Consider the following 17270-nt stretch of genomic DNA (forward strand, 5'->3'; position numbering starts at 1 on the left):
CTTATCAAAATAGATTGTTTTTGACGGTGAGCAGCGCACTCATCCCAACATTTTTCCTGATGCTAAAGAAGCCAGATCCTGAGTCTTAGAATATACAATTGTCTGAATAAGACCAAAAACCAAAAGTGTTAATTTTTTCATGGTTAAAATTTGAATTTCAAAAATAGCAAATTCGGGGATATGTTTTTAAAAAAATAAAAGCCCTGATTTCTCAAGGCTTTCGGTCTATATTTTAGAAAGTAAATTTCTGAAACTTGTCTTTTCGTCGATAATTCTTCTCAACTCAGAAACCGGAACTCTTTCCTGCTCCATCGTGTCTCTGTCTCTTATCGTCACCGTGTGATCCGTTAAAGAATCGTGATCGATCGTGATACAATAAGGTGTTCCGATCGCATCCTGTCTTCTGTAACGTTTTCCGATCGCATCTTTTTCTTCGTAGAATAAATTGAAATCATATTTCAGATCGTTGAAAATCTGTTCTGCATATTCTGCCAATCCGTCTTTCTTCATTAACGGAAGAATCGCTGCTTTAATTGGCGCTAAAGCCGGAGGTAAAGATAAAACCGTTCTCTCGGAACCATCTTCCAATACTTCGTCTCTTAAACAATGAGAGAATAAAGCTAAGAACAATCGGTCTAAACCAACCGAAGTTTCCACCACATACGGAACATAGTTTTCGTTTCTTTCCGGATCGAAGAACTGAAGTTTTCTGCCTGAGAATTCTTCATGCGCTTTTAAATCGAAATCCGTTCTTGAGTGAATACCTTCCAGTTCTTTGAAACCGAAAGGGAAATTAAATTCAATATCTGCTGCAGCATTTGCGTAGTGAGCCAGTTTTTCATGATCGTGGAATCTGTAATTTTCGTCACCCAAACCTAAAGCCAAATGCCAGTTCAGACGCTTTTGCTTCCATTGCTCGTAGAATTCAAGTTCTGTTCCCGGAGCTACGAAAAACTGCATTTCCATCTGTTCAAATTCACGCATTCTGAAGATAAACTGTCTTGCAACAATCTCGTTTCTGAACGCTTTTCCGATCTGTGCAATACCGAAAGGAAGTTTATGACGGGAGGTTTTCTGTACATTCAGGAAATTAACGAAAATTCCCTGCGCAGTTTCCGGTCTTAAATAAAGATCCATTGCAGAATCTGCGGAAGCCCCTAACTTAGTTCCGAACATCAGGTTGAACTGTCTTACCTCCGTCCAGTTTTTAGAACCGGTATCCGGATCAGCAATTTCCAGCTCTTCAATTAATGCTTTTACATCAGCAAGATCTTCATTTTCCAGAGATTTTGCCAGTCTGGAAAGGATTGCTTCCCTTTTGGCTCTGTATTCCAAAACTTTTGGATTTGTTGCCACAAACTGCTCTTTATCAAAAGCCTCACCGAATCTTTTCGCTGCTTTTTCAATCTCCTTGTTCTCCTTATCTTCAATTTTAGCACAGTAATCTTCCACCAAAACATCTGCTCTGAAACGTTTCTTAGAATCCTTATTATCAATCAATGGATCGTTGAAAGCGTCTACGTGCCCCGAAGCCTTCCATGTAGTCGGGTGCATCAGGATCGCCGAATCAATACCCACAATATTTTCGTTAAGCTGTACCATCGCTTTCCACCAGTATTGCTTGATATTATTTTTTAACTCGGCTCCGTTTTGTCCATAATCATAAACAGCGGATAAACCATCGTAGATCTCACTCGAAGGGAAAATAAAACCATATTCTTTAGCGTGAGAAATCACTTTCTTGAAAACATCTTCTTGCTTTGCCATAATTTTTTAACGTCTGAAAGTGCAAAAATATGAATTTGAATCCCAATTCCATGAAATTCAATAAAAAAAGCCGTCAATAGACAGCAAATATTTACATTTTTAATTTTCAGGAGTCGGGAACCTGCTTTCACTACTCGCTTTTTTCTGTTTTCAGCGCGGCGGAGCCGCCGCGCTGAAAACAGAAAAAGAGCTCAGACATGCCGTTCAATCAGGACTACTAAGAACAGCATAAAAAAAGCAGTTGTAAAAACTGCTCTTGTATATTTTAGAAATTGTAGGATAATCCGATGCTGTTTCCTGTGATGTCTAACCTGTAAGAAGCGGTTTTTGCTTCTCCGCCTTCTGGGTTCTGGTTTTGCGTATCCACAGCTTTCTTCAGATTTTTTCCGGAACTGATCGCAAAAGGAATCCCGATTCCCACAAATCCTGCTCCGATTCCTACCAATCCCCAACCGCTTTTATCTTTTACTTTGTAGGCTACACCATTGTGATAAGCCGTTTTGGTACGTAATATCTGTTTTGCTAATCCGAAACCGATAAAACCACCGCCAATTGCTCCGAAAATCTGAGAAACCGTACTGTTCGTGTTCGCTTTCTTCATGTAGTTCAGTGCTTCAGGATTGGTGAACACTTTTTTATACTCGGAAAATTTAAATTTCTGATCTCCTTTGATAAAAAACTCTCTGTTGGATTTCCCCAACTTCAGTGAATCTGAATTCTGGGCAAAAGAAATTAATGGAAAAATACTAAGCAGTAAAGTAAATAATAGCTTTTTCATAGTTAAAAATTTGCGCGAAAATAAAAATTCTCTCTTTTATCAAAAGAATTTAAAATGTTAATTTTTTTCAATATCAGAGGTATGAAATCATTTTAATTATTATTGTCTTAATTTGAGACAATTTATCGTAATTTGCTTTATCAAAATTGAATCATGAAAAAATCAGGATTATTAATTGTCGTTTTTCTTTTGGTAAGTCATTTGTTTTTTGCGCAGAAAATTTCTGGGGGAAAGATCGTTACAACCTATATTACCGCTAAAACATTACAGAATAGCGCCGGAGAAAATCCTAAGCGAAGAGTAACCGTTTATCTTCCGCCGGATTATGAAAAATCCTCCAAAAGATATCCCGTTATTTATTTTTTACACGGTTTTTTCTGGAGCGACAGTTTGCTGGTGAGCAACGATAAGATCAATCATATTTTTGATCGGGCGATTTATTCAAAAAAGATAAAACCCGTTATCGTTGTCATGCCCGATGAAAGCACCGTTTTCAAAGGAAGTTTTTACGCCAATTCAAAATCTTCAGGAAACTGGTCAGATTTCACTTCTGTTGAGCTGGTCGATTTTATTGATAAAAATTACAGAACAATAGCAAATAAAGACAGCCGCGGAATTTCAGGGCATTCCATGGGTGGAAACGGAGCGCTGAGAAATGCCATACTTCATCCCGAAGTTTTTTCTTCTGTGTATGCACTGTCACCCGGAATTTTAGACGCCCGTTTCTTTGCACTTTCAGAAATGGAACTCTATAAAAATGCTGATCAAATTAAAAACATTCAGGATGTATCCAAACCTGAAAATGCAAGGTTAAATATTGTCTTTGCCATCGCAAGAGCTTACAACGGAAATAAAAATAAAGCTCCCTTTTTTGCAGATCTTCCATTTTCTTTTGAAGGTGAAAATGTAAGGATTAATTCAGCCATTTTAGACGAAATGAACAGAAATTCCACTTCAGAACTGCCTTTTTCACAGTATGAAAATCTGAAAAAATTAAAAGCTATAAAATTCGACTGGGGTAGAAACGACGAGCTGAAACACATTCCGCCAAGCTGCCTGAATTTCAGCAAAACACTGGAGATGCTCGGTATAAAACATGAAGCTGAGGAATACATAGGAACGCACGGAAGCGAAGTAAGCAAAGAAAACGGAAGAATTGAAAATCAGATGCTGCCGTTTTTTAATACACATCTTAAGTTTGAAGAATAATATAAAACTTCTACTTTTGCCGGATGTTAGAAATTCTTTATCGCGACGAACATCTTATCGCCATCAACAAACCCAGCGGATTGTTGGTTCATAAATCTTTTTATTCGGGAGAAGCGGATACGTATGCGATTCAGGAACTGAGAAAGCAGATCGGGCAAAAAGTGTATCCTGTCCATCGTTTAGACCGGAAAACTTCGGGTGTTTTGCTGTTTACTTTAGATAAAGAAACGCTGAGAATGATGAGTACCCAATTTGAGAATAAACTGGTTGAAAAGAAATACATTGCCATTTTACGAGGCTGGACAAAGGAAGAGGAAACAATTGATTATGATCTGGTTAACGAAAACGAAATTACGCAAAATGCAGTAACATACTATCGCCGTCTGCAGACTTCAGAGATCGATCTGCCTTTTTTAAAACATCAGACTTCCAGATATTGTCTGGTAGAAGCTATCCCCGAAACGGGAAGATTTCATCAGTTGAGAAAACATTTTAAACACATTTTACACCCCATTTTAGGCTGTCGGAAACATGGCTGTAATAAACAGAATAAATTATGGCTTCAGACATTTGACATCAATAAAATGACACTTCACGCTCATCAACTGACATTTAATCATCCTTTTTCCAACGAAAGAATTACTGTAAATGCTACAATAGATGAGGATTTCAAAAAAGTAGGGGATATTTTGAAACTGGATTTGAGCGCATATTCTTAATTTCTTAAACTTCCATCAACTTTGTGAAGACTTCTCACATTTAAATTAATGACCGAGGTTTAGCCCCGATTGTAATAAAAATCCTTTTTTGCAAAAAAAGATTGTAATGGAAAGCGGGAAATAGCTCCTGAAAGCAATATAACAAACGATCGTAGCTTTAGCACATTACACAGATCTTATGTTTTATAGATATCATTTATAATACATTTTCTATAAAATATCATACGTTAACCGGACATTAATTTTAAAATGAGTATTTTTGTAAAACTTTTTTTCAATGTACAAATCGCTCATTCGTCCGATTCTTTTCAAATTCGATCCTGAAGAAGTGCACCATTTTACTTTTTCAATCTTAAAAAATTTCGGATTTCTTACCAAATTATTTTTTCCAAAACCTATTGAAGACAAACGTCTGGAAAGAGAAGTTTTTGGCTTGAAATTTAAAAATCCTGTAGGTTTAGCGGCCGGTTTCGATAAAAATGCAGTTTTGTTCAATGAATTGGGAGATCTTGGTTTTGGATTTGTAGAAATTGGAACCGTAACGCCGAAAGCTCAGGCGGGAAATCCTAAGAAAAGACTGTTTCGTTTAATTGAAGATGGCGGAATTATCAACCGAATGGGCTTCAACAACGACGGTCTGGAAGCAGCGATTGAAAAACTGAAAGGCAATAAAGGAAAAATCATCATCGGTGGAAACATCGGAAAAAATACGAATACTTCTCCCGAAAATTACACGCAGGATTATCTGGAATGTTTTGAAGGGCTTCATCCTTACGTAGATTATTTTGTGCTGAATGTAAGCTGTCCGAATGTAGGAAGCCACGCCAAACTGGAAGATGTAGAATACCTTCGTGAACTGATTACGGAAGTGAAAAAAATCAACCAGTCGAAATCTGTACAGAAACCAATTCTGCTGAAAATTGCTCCGGATCTGAATACCAATCAACTAGATGAAATCATTGAACTGATTGCAGAAACAAAGATCGACGGAATCGTGGTTTCCAATACTTCCGTGAACCGGGAAGATCTGAAAACGTCACCTGAAGTTTTAGCGGAAATCGGAAACGGCGGTCTTAGCGGAAAACCGATTCGTGAAAGAAGTACAAAAATGATCAAATATCTGTCTGATAAAAGCAACAGAGCATTCCCGATCATCGGAGTTGGCGGAATTCATTCTGCAAAAGATGCGCTCGAAAAACTGGATGCAGGAGCAACGTTGGTTCAGTTGTACACAGGTTTCATCTATGAAGGTCCGGAATTGATTCAAGATATTAATAAGGAAATTTTGACGAGAGCGGGTCGCCTCTCTGTATAATTTGTTGAAATTTCTGAAAAACAAAAAAGAGTTCGCCTGAGCTCTTTTTTATGATTTTAAAGAAAAAAATGCGCAATTGTATAAATAATCAGCCCTACCAAACCACCGACGATCGTTCCGTTCACACGGATGAACTGAAGATCTTTCCCTACTTCCAGTTCCAGCTTTTCGCTTAATTCTTTTCCCTGCCAATTTCCGACGGTCGAGCTGATGAGGTTTCCGAATTGATGGGTATTTTTTAGAATATATTTGTAAGCGGTAACACGAACCCAGTCGTCGATTTTTTTCTGAAAATTTTCGTCGTTTTTTAAATTCTGTGAAAATTCATTCAGATTTTTAGATAAATATTTCTTTAATGAAGATTCATCGTCCTGAAGTTCTTTCGTTAACGTATTTTTAATGGAAATCCAGATGTCGTTGGAATATTCATTCAGCTTGTCGTTTTTAAGAAGATCATTTTTAATATTTTTGAATTCCTCTTCCCATTTCGGATCTTGTTTGAGTTCATTGGAGAAATCATAGATTTTCTGGGTGATCAGATTTCGTATTTCGTGGTTCGGATCTTGTTCAATCTCTTTGAAAAAATCTGAAAGTCCGGAGGTAATTTTATCAGCAATTTTATTATCCACAAAAGCAGGGATAAAAGTATAGCTTCCTTTTTTCACGCGGTCTTTAATCATTTCATCATTTTCAGCGATATAATTTTTAATCTGAGAAGAAAGATTGGTAATAATCCTCTGATGATCGTTTTTGTCTAAAAGATAGTTGATTCCGTTGCCTAAAATGGCGTTCAGTTTGATAGTATCGGTCATTTCAGACACTTTGTTGCTGATAAAACGACTTACTTCCGAGTCATCGAGCTTATTTAAAATATCAAGAACAATATCCGAAAGGTTTTTAAGCAAAATATCCTGATTCTTTTCTTTTCCGAGCCATTCTCCCACAAAATTCGAGATTTTTAACTTCTGGATATAAGGTCTGATGTTTTCCGGAGAAAGAAAATTCGTTACGACAAAATTTCCCAAATTGTCTCCCAGTTTCTGTTTGCTGTTTTCAATAAGATTGGTGTGCGGAATCGGCAATCCGAGCGGATGACGGAAAAGGGCTGTTACGGCAAACCAGTCTGCCAAAGCTCCCACCATTGCCGCCTCGGAAAAGGCACGAACGTAACCTATCCAGTGCGAGTCTATGGTTTTTTGCAATAGGGTAGTCCCGATAAACAGAACCGCCATCAACACAAATAATCCTGTGGCAAATGCTTTATATTTTCTGAGCTGTTTTCTTTTGGCTTCATCATTCATATGCTCAAATTTAGTAAATTTGGTTGTGAAATTTCACCTGTTAATATTGTTGTAAAAATTTTTAATTCGTTATTTTCATTTCTCAAAGGCACCGGTTTTGATGCTTACATTTTGTCTTTGATAAAAAATATTTAAAATTCTATGGAAAACCAAGCAAAAAACAATCCATACTACTCCAGAACAGATACTTCAAAACTCGATATTTCCAATGAAGAATGGAGAAAAATCCTGCCTCCGGATTTATATGCCATTGCCAGAGAAGTCTCAACGGAAAGACCATTTACCGGAAAATACAATGAATTTGATGAATTGGGAGAATATTACTGTGCGGTGTGCGGAAACCATTTATTCCGATCCACTTCAAAATTTTCGAGCAGTTGTGGCTGGCCAAGTTTTTTTGAAGCAGATAAAGAAGGAGTGTATTACAAAAGAGATACGACCTACGGAATGGAAAGGGTAGAAGTACTCTGCAAAAGATGCGATTCCCACTTAGGACACGTTTTCGATGATGGTCCTCAACCAACAGGATTACGCTACTGTATGAATTCCATAAGTCTGGAATTTGTTGCAGATTCTGAAAAATAATATTATGATGAGCTATGAAAGAAGTTATTAATTTTGATGAACGGAAACCTATTTGGATTGCATTATCTGATCTGTATTTGGATACGGAATTAAAACAGGATTTTCATTTAAAATATATAGCTACCACAATATTCCAAAGCTCGTATACTTTTGATGAGGTGAAAAAAATTAATAAGTATGAAGTTTTTCCTGTACTTTTTTCAAATTTGCTGCAGCCTGCAGGCGAATGGTTTGCGTTTGATGAAAAGATAACTATAAATAGTATTATAGAGTGGATAGAATCAAAAAAACCTTTAGATTTATTGGCTGTTGAATGGGTTTATATGGTATATAAAGACATCAATGAAGAATATTGGGATGAAATTGAATATCTTTATAATAAAATAAGAAGTAGCTCATTATCTGGTAGTTAAAATTTCTTAAATTGCGTTAAACTTTGTGGAGTTATTGCGCTTACCCTAATTATGTTTTATACATTTGCTGACTCAATTGGATTTAACATAATAGTGAAATAGTGAATGAAAGCATTGTATAGCTTATTAGGTGCAGCTTACATCGTTACTACTTCATTCTATTTGTCTCCAAAAAAGGCAGTCGAAAAGAATGAAATCAGTACAAAAAAAATTGTAAGATTAGCCGACACGAAATCTGAGAAACCTGCGGCAACAGCAGTAAGTTCATCAGAAGAATTATACAGATCTATTGTTTTCGAGCAGGGACACGAACTTAATGAGGAAGTTTTTTTCAAAGCGGTAACAGGTTTTGAAAATATGAAGAAAGCAGGTTTGCTTAACGGGGATTCGCATTTACTTACGGTATGCGATTTTTCTATGTCTTCGAACACAAAAAGACTTTGGGTAATTGACATGAATGAGAAAAAGGTATTGTTTAATTCATTAGTGGCGCACGGAAAAAATACAGGCGAAGAATTTGCTACGAATTTTTCTAACACGGAAAGTTCGTTGCAGAGCAGCTTAGGATTTTATATCACGGATGCAACGTACGACGGCGACAACGGCTATTCTCTTAGACTACTTGGAATGGATAAAGGCTTTAATGATGCAGCCTACAGAAGAGCCATCGTTATGCACGGCGCAGATTATGTAAGCGAAGAATTTGCCGCCATGCACAAAAGGATCGGCAGAAGCTGGGGTTGTCCCGCAGTTCCGAGGGATTTAACAAAACCGATCATTAATACCATAAAAGGAAGAAATCTTCTTTTTATTTATTATCCGGATCAGAATTACCTTTCCAAATCGGAGTGGTTGAAAGCATAACAGAAAAGCAGTCAATCCGACTGCTTTTTTTTTGTATTAAATTTTCCCATTATAGTTGTCATTCTGACGAAGAAAGAATCTACAAAATAGTATTTTCTCTCAGTTAATACAGCCTTTTTATACGCCAATATCAGCTCAATCAGTAAGATCTGCTAGAGATTTATTCAAAAAGCTTAAGAAAACTTCTTAAAAATCAACGTGGCATTGTGTCCTCCGAAACCAAAAGCATTGCTTAGCGAATAATTGATATTCTTTTCTTTCGCTTCTCCAAAAACAATATTCAGGTCTTTCGGGATGTTTTCATCAATCCTGTGAAGATTAATCGTCGGCGGAATAATTCCTTTTTCAATCGCTTTGATTGAAAGAATGGCTTCCGCAGCTCCGGCAGCTCCCAACAAATGTCCCGTCATGGATTTTGTAGCACTGATGTCAAGATTTTTACTTCCTTTAAATAATTTATTGATTCCGTTTAATTCAACCAAATCTCCCATTGGAGTAGAAGTGGCATGAGGATTAATATAATCAATATCTTCGGTGTTGATTCCTGCTTCCTGTAAAGCCAGTTGCATCGCTTTAATGGCTCCGACTCCATCGGGATGAGGTGCTGTCATGTGATACGCATCGGCTGTCATTGCTGCTCCCACCAATTCTGCGTAAATTTTTGCGCCTCTTGCTTTAGCGTGTTCGTATTCCTCAAGAATTAAGGCTCCTGCGCCTTCTCCCATCACAAAGCCATCTCGTTCTGCATCATAAGGGCGGCTTGCGGTGGCAAAATCATCATTTCTTGTAGACATGGCTTTCATAATCGAGAAACCTCCAATGGAAGCGGGGGTGATCGCAGCTTCAGAACCGCCGCTCACGATTACTTTGGCTTTTCCTAACCTGATGTAGTTAAAAGCATCCATCAGTGCGGTATTTCCTGTAGCACATGCAGAAATCGTTGTGTAATTGATTCCCTGAAGTCCGAATTTCATTGAAATCATTCCCGAAGCCATATTCGCAATGAATTTTGGAACAAAGAAAGGATTGAATCTTGGTGTTCCGTCTCCTTTGGTAAATTCCATCACTTCACTCTCGAAAGTCCACATTCCGCCCTGTCCGGTTCCCCAGATTACTCCGGTGTCGTACGGATCCATTTTTTCAAGCTCTAATCCGGAATCTTTTAAAGCTTCCGCTGTGGAATACATCGCGTATTGGGAAAAAAGATCACTTCTTTTGATTTCGTTATGTGTTAAATGAACTTTCGGATCAAAATTTTTAACCTCACAGGCAAAATGAACTTTAAATTTTTCTGTATCGAAGTGGGTGATTTTGTTGGCTCCGCTCACACCGTTGATGCTGTTGTTCCAGAATTCTTCAACATTATTTCCTAAAGGCGTTACTGCGCCAAGTCCTGTAATGACAACTCTTTTCATTTAATTGCTGATTTTGAATAAATTAGAGGTTCCTCTTGCAATTAAGCGCGTTTTATCTGCATTCCAGATTTCGCACTCTGCGTTTACAAACTGCTTTCCTCTTTTGATGATTTTCGTTTCAGCTACAATATTATCATTTTCTTTTGCTGTTGAAAAATAATCGATGCTGTTATTTATGGTTACGATAAAGTTTTTTTCGTTTAACGAGAACATTGTGGCTCCGATAACATCATCAAAAATGGCTGCGGTAACCCCACCATGAAGATTTCCCATTGGGTTCAGCCATTCCTGCCTTACTTTATATTGGAACTCCAATTGTCCTTCTTCTGCCGAAAGAACAACGGGATTCAGCCATTTCATAAATGGGGAAGGAGATGCTGTAAACTCTTTTCCGATGAATGATTTTATGATTTGTAATTTATCCATATGAATTATGAGATATTTTGTTTAATTTCTTTGTCGATAAGCTCTAAAATCCTGTCTAAAGCGAGATTGAGATATTTTTCGTCTTCTGTGGTTTTGGATAAAAGAATTCCGCCTTCAATCATCATTACCAATAATGAGGCAAATTCTTCAGCGTTAATTTCAGGCTTGAATTCTCCGCTTTTTTGCCCTTCAATGATAATATTTGAGATGGTTTTTATCCAGTCCTCAAAAGAATGCCGTACTTTCTTTCTAAGTTCCGGAAAGGAGTCATTACATTCTGTCGCTGCATTCATTAGCGGACAGCCGCCGTTTTGGAAGACAATTTTCCAGTTTTTTCTGTAAAATGCAATAAAAGCATACAGTTTGGCAGACATCGTAGGATATTCTTCACCAAAAGATCTCTGCATATTTTTCTTCAGCATTCCTGCGTTGAACTGATATACTTCAAGAGCTACTTTATCTCTGTTTTCAAAGTTTCCGTAAATACTTCCTTTGGTTAAACCCGTCGCTTTTGTAATGTCCGAAAGAGATGTAGAGGTATAGCCTTTGGTATTAAACAAAGAGGCGGTTTTCTCAATGATGAATTGTTTTGTCTTTTCTGCTTTTGACATTTTTCTGCTGAATTCATGCAAAGATACAAAAATATACCAATCGGTATATTTTATAATAAGATTAAATGTATCCGTCTATATTAAACCATTAAGATTTTATTTAAGAAGTTTAGATTAATTAAGTTGAATATTTTATTTTTTAAATTTTGGCTAAAGCCTTATGGTTTATTTTTTGAATGAAAAAACGGGCTGAAGCCCGTTCCTATTCATGTTGATATTAAGATTTTAAATAATTTACGTGAAGAGCTTAATTAATCTAAACTTCTTAAATAAAATCTTAATGGCTCAAATTCTTAGTTAGCCAAAGTAGCTTCTAAAGTAATTTCGAAATTGAAAGCTGCACTTACAGGACAACCTTCTTCCGCGATTTTTGCATATTTCTGGAATTCTTCTTCTGAAATTCCGGGAACTTTAGCCGTTAACGTTAATTCAGATTTTGTAATTTTTCCTGCGCTTGGATCTAAAGTAATAACAGATTTTGTCGTTAATTCTTCCGGAGTATAGCCTGCCTGAGAAAGTTCTGCACTTAATTTCATGGTGAAACATCCTGCGTGAGCCGCCGCCAGTAATTCTTCAGGATTTGTTCCCACTCCGTCTTCAAATCGGCTGTTAAAAGAATACTGAGTCTGGTTTAAAGTGGTGCTTTGTGTGGTAAGATGTCCTTTTCCTTCTTTAATAGTTCCGTTCCAAACGGCTGTTGCGTTACGTCTCATAATGTTTTGTTTTAATATTGTTATTTTGATGTGACAAAGGTATTGCAGATTTCGTTCCAGATAAATACACAAAAAGAACTAACTATTGTACTTTTTTCCCGAATTGTAATTTTTTTTGAAATTTGCAGGGGTACTTCCGATTTTTTGCGTGAAAAGACGGTTGAAATAAGCCGGATCTTCATAGCCCAGATCGTAAGCGATTTCTTTCACCGGTTTATCGGTATAAAATAAAAGTCTTTTGGCTTCCAGTAAAATTCTGCCGATGATAAACTGGTTAGGAGATTCCAGATTTAAATTCTTGAATTTATGTGTGAGTGTCTTTGGAGAAATATGAAGCAGTTCTGCGTAATCAGCCACATTATGTTTTTCCCGGAAATGAATTTCAAGCAAACGGCTGAAATCCCGAAAGATATCCAGTTCGTGCGCCGGAATTTTTATTTCATCATTATTCAGATTCTGCTTTTTCCATTTTCTTGTGGCGCGGATGATAATTTGTTTAACGTAGGTTCGGATCATTTCTTCTGCGGAAGAATCTTTCCATTCCAGTTCGTTTCTGATGTTTTGAAATAAATGTTGGATTGCAGAATTTTCTTCGGCATCGAGTTCAACAAAAGGAATTTCAAACACATTATGAAAAAGCAGTCCGTCGCAGGCGACTTCCTTATCATGAATCTGAATACAGTAAAAATCGCGGTTGTAATAGATCAGATGCGATTCGTCGCTTCCTTTTTCAATTTGCAGATGCTGATTCGTCAGAAAAAATAAGGAAGGACTTTCTGTTTTATAATTCCTGAAATCTACAGACAGGTCGTATCCTGCAGGAATATAGAAAATTTTAATTTCAGATTTGTACTTGTTGTCTTTAAAATCGTGCAGATTGTTTTCGGAAAAAGTTTCGAATCCCAGTTTCTTGTACTGGTCTTCAAAGATAAGTGTTTGCGACATCCTTTTGCTTTCCTATAAATGTACAAAAAAGCATGATTTCAACACTATTAAATTATTGAAACCATGCTTAATAATATAAATTTAATTGCTGAATTTTCTGAACCATTAAGAGGATTTAAGTGGTTAAGTTTAGTTTAGAAAATCAAATTGATTTTAATAAGGATAAAACTAAAAAAGCGAAGCTCATCTTAATATTCTAAACTTCTTAACAGAAATCTTAATGGTTTAAACTAAGTGCAAATAATATTAATTCTGATTTTTAGCTCACGACTCCAACCCACTAACGCTAGAACCCTCCAACTCTAAAACTTAAAAAGTAACATCCAGTCCCACATAAAAATTAGCTTTCATGATCGGAGCATACACCATTCCGCCGTCAAAATAATTTCCGAAAGGATTTTTAACATCAACAATGGCATTTTTCTGATAATAGGAAGTTAAATTTTCTCCTCCAAGATACGCCCTGATTTTCTTATTGAAATTCCTTGAAATCTGTGCATTTAAAACCGCATAGGATTCGGAATAGGAAGGAAGCTGAAATTCCGCAGGATTTGATGAAGTATTGGGAATCCTCTGTTTTCCGACTGCATTCAGTGTGGTGTCGAAACTCCAGAATCCACCTTTGCTGTTTTTGTTGGTAGAATAGGCAAAATTCACAAAACCTCTGTGTTTCGCCATGAAAGGAACTTCACGTCTTCCATCCAGATAATCTGCCTGAACATCGTAATATTTGTAAGCCAGTCTCACCTCAAAATTTCTGAAAGGAATGAAATCCCACTGAGTCTGGAAAGAATTGGCAAAAGATTTTCCGTTAAGATTATAGAAAGTCAATTGTTGAGGAGACCTGTCCAGATCCACCATCACCTGATCCTGAAAATCCGTTCTGAAAAAATCGGCTACCACAGTAGATTTTCTTCCGAAAAGTTTAAATTCCTGCTGTAAACTGGCTCCATAATTCCATGCAATTTCAGGTCTTAAACCGTAAATATCACCTCCGTTCTGTAAAATCTGAATCGATCGGTTAGATGCAAAATACTGCTGACTTTCGGCAAAAATGTTTGCCGTTCTGAACCCTCTTCCTGCGGAAAGTCTCAAAATCGTCTGCGGTGTAAAATCATATTTAAAATTCAGTCTCGGAGTGAACTGCGTTCCGGCAAGATTATGAAAGTCTACTCTTGCTCCGGCAACTAAGGTGTATTTTAAACCTGTTAAAGTATATTCCGCAAAAGCTCCCGGAACAATCTCGTTTCTTTTGATCGTTGAGGTTAAGTATGTTTCGTCATATCCATCATACATGAAGCTTGCTCCGGCTTTGTATTTATGATTGGTATTTCCCAAAATACTTTCAAAAATTAAATTGGAATAATACGTGTGCTGCTTTCCGGAATAATTTCTCAGTCCGAAAAAGCTGTCCTGCTGATGAAAAGTATATTGGTTCATCCAGCCCAGACTCTGGTAAGGTTTTCCTTTAAAAACATAGCCTGTTTTATTCCAAACCTGAAATCTGGAGATGTCAATTCCAACTCCGTACAGCGACTGCTTTTCCTGCGGCATTTTTTTGTCAAATCCAATCTGTCCCGAAGTTCTTTCGTCTTTGATGAAATTAATTCCAAAATGCGAACCCAATCCTGAATTCTCCAAATCGTTGTAATTCAATAAATAAGCTGCGTTTAACTGAGTTCCTTTCGGTCTGTCCAGAAATCCATCATCATTCATATCCGTATCTCCGAAAGTTCCGTTTCCGTGCAGTAAAAATGTTTGCGACCATTTTTTATTGATGGGTGAAACACTGGTGATATTGGCTTCTGCTCTTCCGTTAAAATCTGAAAATAAATTCAGTGAAGTCTCCGGCTTTTCTGCATTTTTCAGCAATTCTGTATTAATTTGTCCTGTAATGCTTTCATAACCATTCGTTACGGTACTTCCGCCTTTGGTAAGCTGAATGCTTTCAATCCATCGTCCGGGAATGAAATTCAGTCCGTAAGCAGAAGCCAATCCGCGGATTTCGGGCAGTAGTTCTTTTGTCAGGCTCGTGTATTTCTGATCTAGACCTAACATTTTCAGTTGCTTTGTTCCTGTAACCGCATTGCTGAAAGAAACATCAACCGTTGCGTTAGTTTCAAAACTTTCAGAAAGGTTACAGCAGGCAGCTTTCAGGAGTTCTTTTTTATCAATATTAAAAATAAGTCCTGCTTCTTTTTTGTTTAAAGACGTTGCCGCTTTTGATGCGGTTACCGTAACGCCTTCAATATTTTTTTCATGACTGCTGTGATTTTCACCCGCTTCATGATGATCACTGTGGTCGGTGTGTTCTGAAGAATTGCCTTCTTCCGTATGAACTTTTGGATTTGCTTCTCCAAATGGAATTTCTCTGTCATACAGACAACAGGAAGGCAGGTTTTTATAGGTATTATCGCTGGATTTATACTTCTCGTTATCATGCCCAACTTCCGCAATTTTCTTTAAAATTTTGTCTGATGATGTTTTCTTCGAATCAAAATTCAGCGTTATAATTTGTCTTTCGGCATTCCATTCTGCGGAATCTGCTCCGGCATCTTTGGCGGCTTTTTCAATTCTTACTTTGCAGGATTCGCAATTGCCTTTTACATAAAATTCATTCTCTTTTTTAGCATGATTTTCATGACTATCAATTGTTTGCGGCTGTAAATTTCTGTCGTAATGACAACATCCCGGAAGATCTTCATACGTTTCGGCAGAGGCTTTGAATTTTTCATTGTCATGACCTGCCTCGGCGATTTTTTTTAATATTTCTTCAGAAGAAGCATTGTTGTCTGTTTCAATAATTAATGTCTGTGAATCAATTGAATAGGTTGCTGTTTTTGCGCCTGCTTTTTTAGCAGTATTTTCGATTCTTTCTTTGCACATCTCACAGTTTCCTTTTACTTTGAACTGGTTTTCAGAAAGATTCTGGGCAAAAATACATTGTACGGATAATAAGAATACACCAAGAATAATCCTGGAAATATATAATTTCATTTTGTTTAAAATTTAGATTAATTAAAGCTTTAATGCTGCAATGTAAACATCAGGTCGATAACCAGTCATTCTGATGCTGGTAAATCAATGTTTAATAACATTATTTTTAATTAAGCTATTTTTGGCGGCTGCCAGATTTCTTTTAAACGGCTTGAAAGGTATGGATCAGAATATTCGAACTGTAAATTTTTATTCGATTTGTAATACGAATATTCTAATTGTAAACTCTTGGAAAAAGGAGTTTCTATAAAAGTATAACAGGCTAAACACGTTGAACAGCAATCGTCGTTACAATTTGATTTCTGTTCTTTTTTGTGATGATTGTTTTTCGAATTTCGGGAGTGATCTTTTTTACAGCAGCTCATTTCAGAATCTTTTTTGCAACAGTTTTCCTGCATATTCTGTGCATAGAAACTGTCTTTAGGAACTAAAAAAATTCCCAGACAAAAGATAATGGATAAAAGTTGAATAAATTTCACCATACAAAGGTAGGAAAAATGTTAATGATGATGGTTATTCTCTAAAATTAATTCGGATTTTGGATAACTTATCTTCAAAATCTTTTTCTTCATATCCTCCAAAATAGCAGGCGAAAAAAGGTTTTCCCAAATGAATTCTTTTAAACTCTTTCTCGTTTTTTTTCCAATCCATATAGTTTTTTAATTCAATAATATCTTCGTTTTCGAGTATTAAAGTTGAATTAAATATTTCTACAATATCTTCCAGATCTCTGTTAGCGGGAACCTCATAGAATCCTGTTTCGGAGCCACGAAAATTTTCAAAACTTCCGTCACCAAATTGAGCAAGAAAGTAATGGGTGGGGTAAAAACTGAATTTTTTCTGAAATTCTTCGGGAAAAGAATATTTACACTTTTCGATCTTCTCAATATCTGACAGAGAAACTGTATTGTCTTGAACTATCAAGCCTTCAATAATCCCTTTTTGAACGTAATCCTGAGGTAATTGGTTTCTGTTGGTTACTCCTGAATAATATGTTTTGTGCAATCTTTCAAACTGTAATTTTATCGCTTTTCCTAGATGTCTTAAAGTCACACAGGGAAGAAACGTCTTGTCTCGCAATGTTACGGAGACATGATATTCAAGACCAAAAAAGTTATGATGATGTGGCTTAATAAATCGATCAAGACTATTCATCAGAAAATCTTCATGAATAGTTTCGCCGGTGTTCTGGCTGACGTCGTAAATAAGCAT

The 17270-nt window shown here is 36.6% G+C and carries 17 protein-coding genes; 6 read left to right on the forward strand and 11 right to left on the reverse strand.

Going from position 1 to position 17270, the window contains the following annotated elements:
- Window positions 1-225: 225 nt before the first annotated feature.
- Both BW951_RS07785 and BW951_RS07790 read right to left on the reverse strand, forming a co-directional pair.
- The gene (locus BW951_RS07785; RefSeq protein ID WP_076391511.1) at window positions 226-1767 is read right to left on the reverse strand and encodes a glycine--tRNA ligase; all 1542 of its coding nucleotides are present in this window, start codon (window positions 1765-1767) and stop codon (window positions 226-228) included.
- A gap of 265 nt (window positions 1768-2032) precedes the next feature.
- Window positions 2033-2545 carry a hypothetical protein gene (locus BW951_RS07790; protein ID WP_076391512.1) on the reverse strand — a complete coding sequence of 171 codons (513 nt, stop codon included), beginning with the start codon at window positions 2543-2545 and terminating at the stop codon, window positions 2033-2035.
- A 153-nt stretch (window positions 2546-2698) separates the two neighbouring features.
- Between BW951_RS07790 and BW951_RS07795 the strand changes: the two genes are divergently transcribed.
- The 3 genes from BW951_RS07795 (at window position 2699) to BW951_RS07805 (ending at window position 5788) form a co-directional block, all read left to right on the forward strand.
- The gene (locus tag BW951_RS07795) at window positions 2699-3754 is read left to right on the forward strand and encodes an alpha/beta hydrolase (protein WP_076391514.1); all 1056 of its coding nucleotides are present in this window, start codon (window positions 2699-2701) and stop codon (window positions 3752-3754) included.
- Window positions 3755-3777: 23 nt separating this feature from the next.
- A complete protein-coding gene (locus BW951_RS07800; protein WP_076391516.1) occupies window positions 3778-4473 on the forward strand; it encodes a pseudouridine synthase in 696 nt (231 codons plus the stop codon).
- A 277-nt stretch (window positions 4474-4750) separates the two neighbouring features.
- Window positions 4751-5788 (forward strand): quinone-dependent dihydroorotate dehydrogenase, encoded by a 1038-nt coding sequence (locus BW951_RS07805; RefSeq protein WP_076391518.1) that lies wholly within the window; start codon window positions 4751-4753, stop codon window positions 5786-5788.
- Window positions 5789-5844: 56 nt separating this feature from the next.
- Here the strand turns inward: BW951_RS07805 and BW951_RS07810 are convergent, their stop codons facing one another.
- A complete protein-coding gene (locus BW951_RS07810) occupies window positions 5845-7089 on the reverse strand; it encodes a DUF445 domain-containing protein (protein WP_076391520.1) in 1245 nt (414 codons plus the stop codon).
- 141 nt (window positions 7090-7230) lie between these two features.
- Here BW951_RS07810 and msrB point away from each other — a divergent pair, with 141 nt between their 5' ends.
- The 3 genes from msrB (at window position 7231) to BW951_RS07825 (ending at window position 8951) form a co-directional block, all read left to right on the forward strand.
- Entirely contained in the window at window positions 7231-7674 is a 444-nt protein-coding gene (gene msrB / locus BW951_RS07815; RefSeq protein ID WP_076391522.1) for a peptide-methionine (R)-S-oxide reductase MsrB, read from the forward strand.
- A 14-nt stretch (window positions 7675-7688) separates the two neighbouring features.
- A complete protein-coding gene (locus BW951_RS07820; RefSeq protein ID WP_076391524.1) occupies window positions 7689-8087 on the forward strand; it encodes a DUF7079 family protein in 399 nt (132 codons plus the stop codon).
- A gap of 105 nt (window positions 8088-8192) precedes the next feature.
- Window positions 8193-8951: a murein L,D-transpeptidase catalytic domain family protein gene (locus BW951_RS07825; RefSeq protein ID WP_076391526.1), complete on the forward strand. Its 759-nt coding sequence runs from the start codon at window positions 8193-8195 to the stop codon at window positions 8949-8951.
- A 173-nt stretch (window positions 8952-9124) separates the two neighbouring features.
- Here the strand turns inward: BW951_RS07825 and fabF are convergent, their stop codons facing one another.
- The 8 genes from fabF to BW951_RS07865 form a co-directional block, all read right to left on the reverse strand.
- Window positions 9125-10366 (reverse strand): beta-ketoacyl-ACP synthase II, encoded by a 1242-nt coding sequence (gene fabF, locus BW951_RS07830; protein WP_076391528.1) that lies wholly within the window; start codon window positions 10364-10366, stop codon window positions 9125-9127.
- Complete coding sequence (locus BW951_RS07835; protein ID WP_076391530.1) at window positions 10367-10792, reverse strand: PaaI family thioesterase; 426 nt, start codon at window positions 10790-10792, stop codon at window positions 10367-10369.
- Between the two features lie 5 nt (window positions 10793-10797).
- A complete protein-coding gene (locus tag BW951_RS07840; RefSeq protein ID WP_076391532.1) occupies window positions 10798-11403 on the reverse strand; it encodes a TetR/AcrR family transcriptional regulator in 606 nt (201 codons plus the stop codon).
- A 293-nt stretch (window positions 11404-11696) separates the two neighbouring features.
- Window positions 11697-12116, reverse strand: coding sequence for an OsmC family protein (locus tag BW951_RS07845; RefSeq protein ID WP_076391534.1), 420 nt, complete (start codon window positions 12114-12116; stop codon window positions 11697-11699).
- Window positions 12117-12194: 78 nt separating this feature from the next.
- The gene (locus tag BW951_RS07850) at window positions 12195-13061 is read right to left on the reverse strand and encodes a helix-turn-helix domain-containing protein (protein WP_076391536.1); all 867 of its coding nucleotides are present in this window, start codon (window positions 13059-13061) and stop codon (window positions 12195-12197) included.
- 309 nt (window positions 13062-13370) lie between these two features.
- On the reverse strand, window positions 13371-16058 hold the full coding sequence (locus BW951_RS07855) for a TonB-dependent receptor domain-containing protein (RefSeq protein ID WP_076391538.1): 2688 nt from the start codon (window positions 16056-16058) through the stop codon (window positions 13371-13373).
- A 110-nt stretch (window positions 16059-16168) separates the two neighbouring features.
- Window positions 16169-16540 (reverse strand): hypothetical protein, encoded by a 372-nt coding sequence (locus tag BW951_RS07860; protein ID WP_084196383.1) that lies wholly within the window; start codon window positions 16538-16540, stop codon window positions 16169-16171.
- Between the two features lie 31 nt (window positions 16541-16571).
- Entirely contained in the window at window positions 16572-17270 is a 699-nt protein-coding gene (locus tag BW951_RS07865; protein ID WP_139326128.1) for a hypothetical protein, read from the reverse strand.

Source organism: Chryseobacterium gambrini, assembly GCF_900156825.1.
GTDB lineage: Bacteria > Bacteroidota > Bacteroidia > Flavobacteriales > Weeksellaceae > Chryseobacterium > Chryseobacterium gambrini.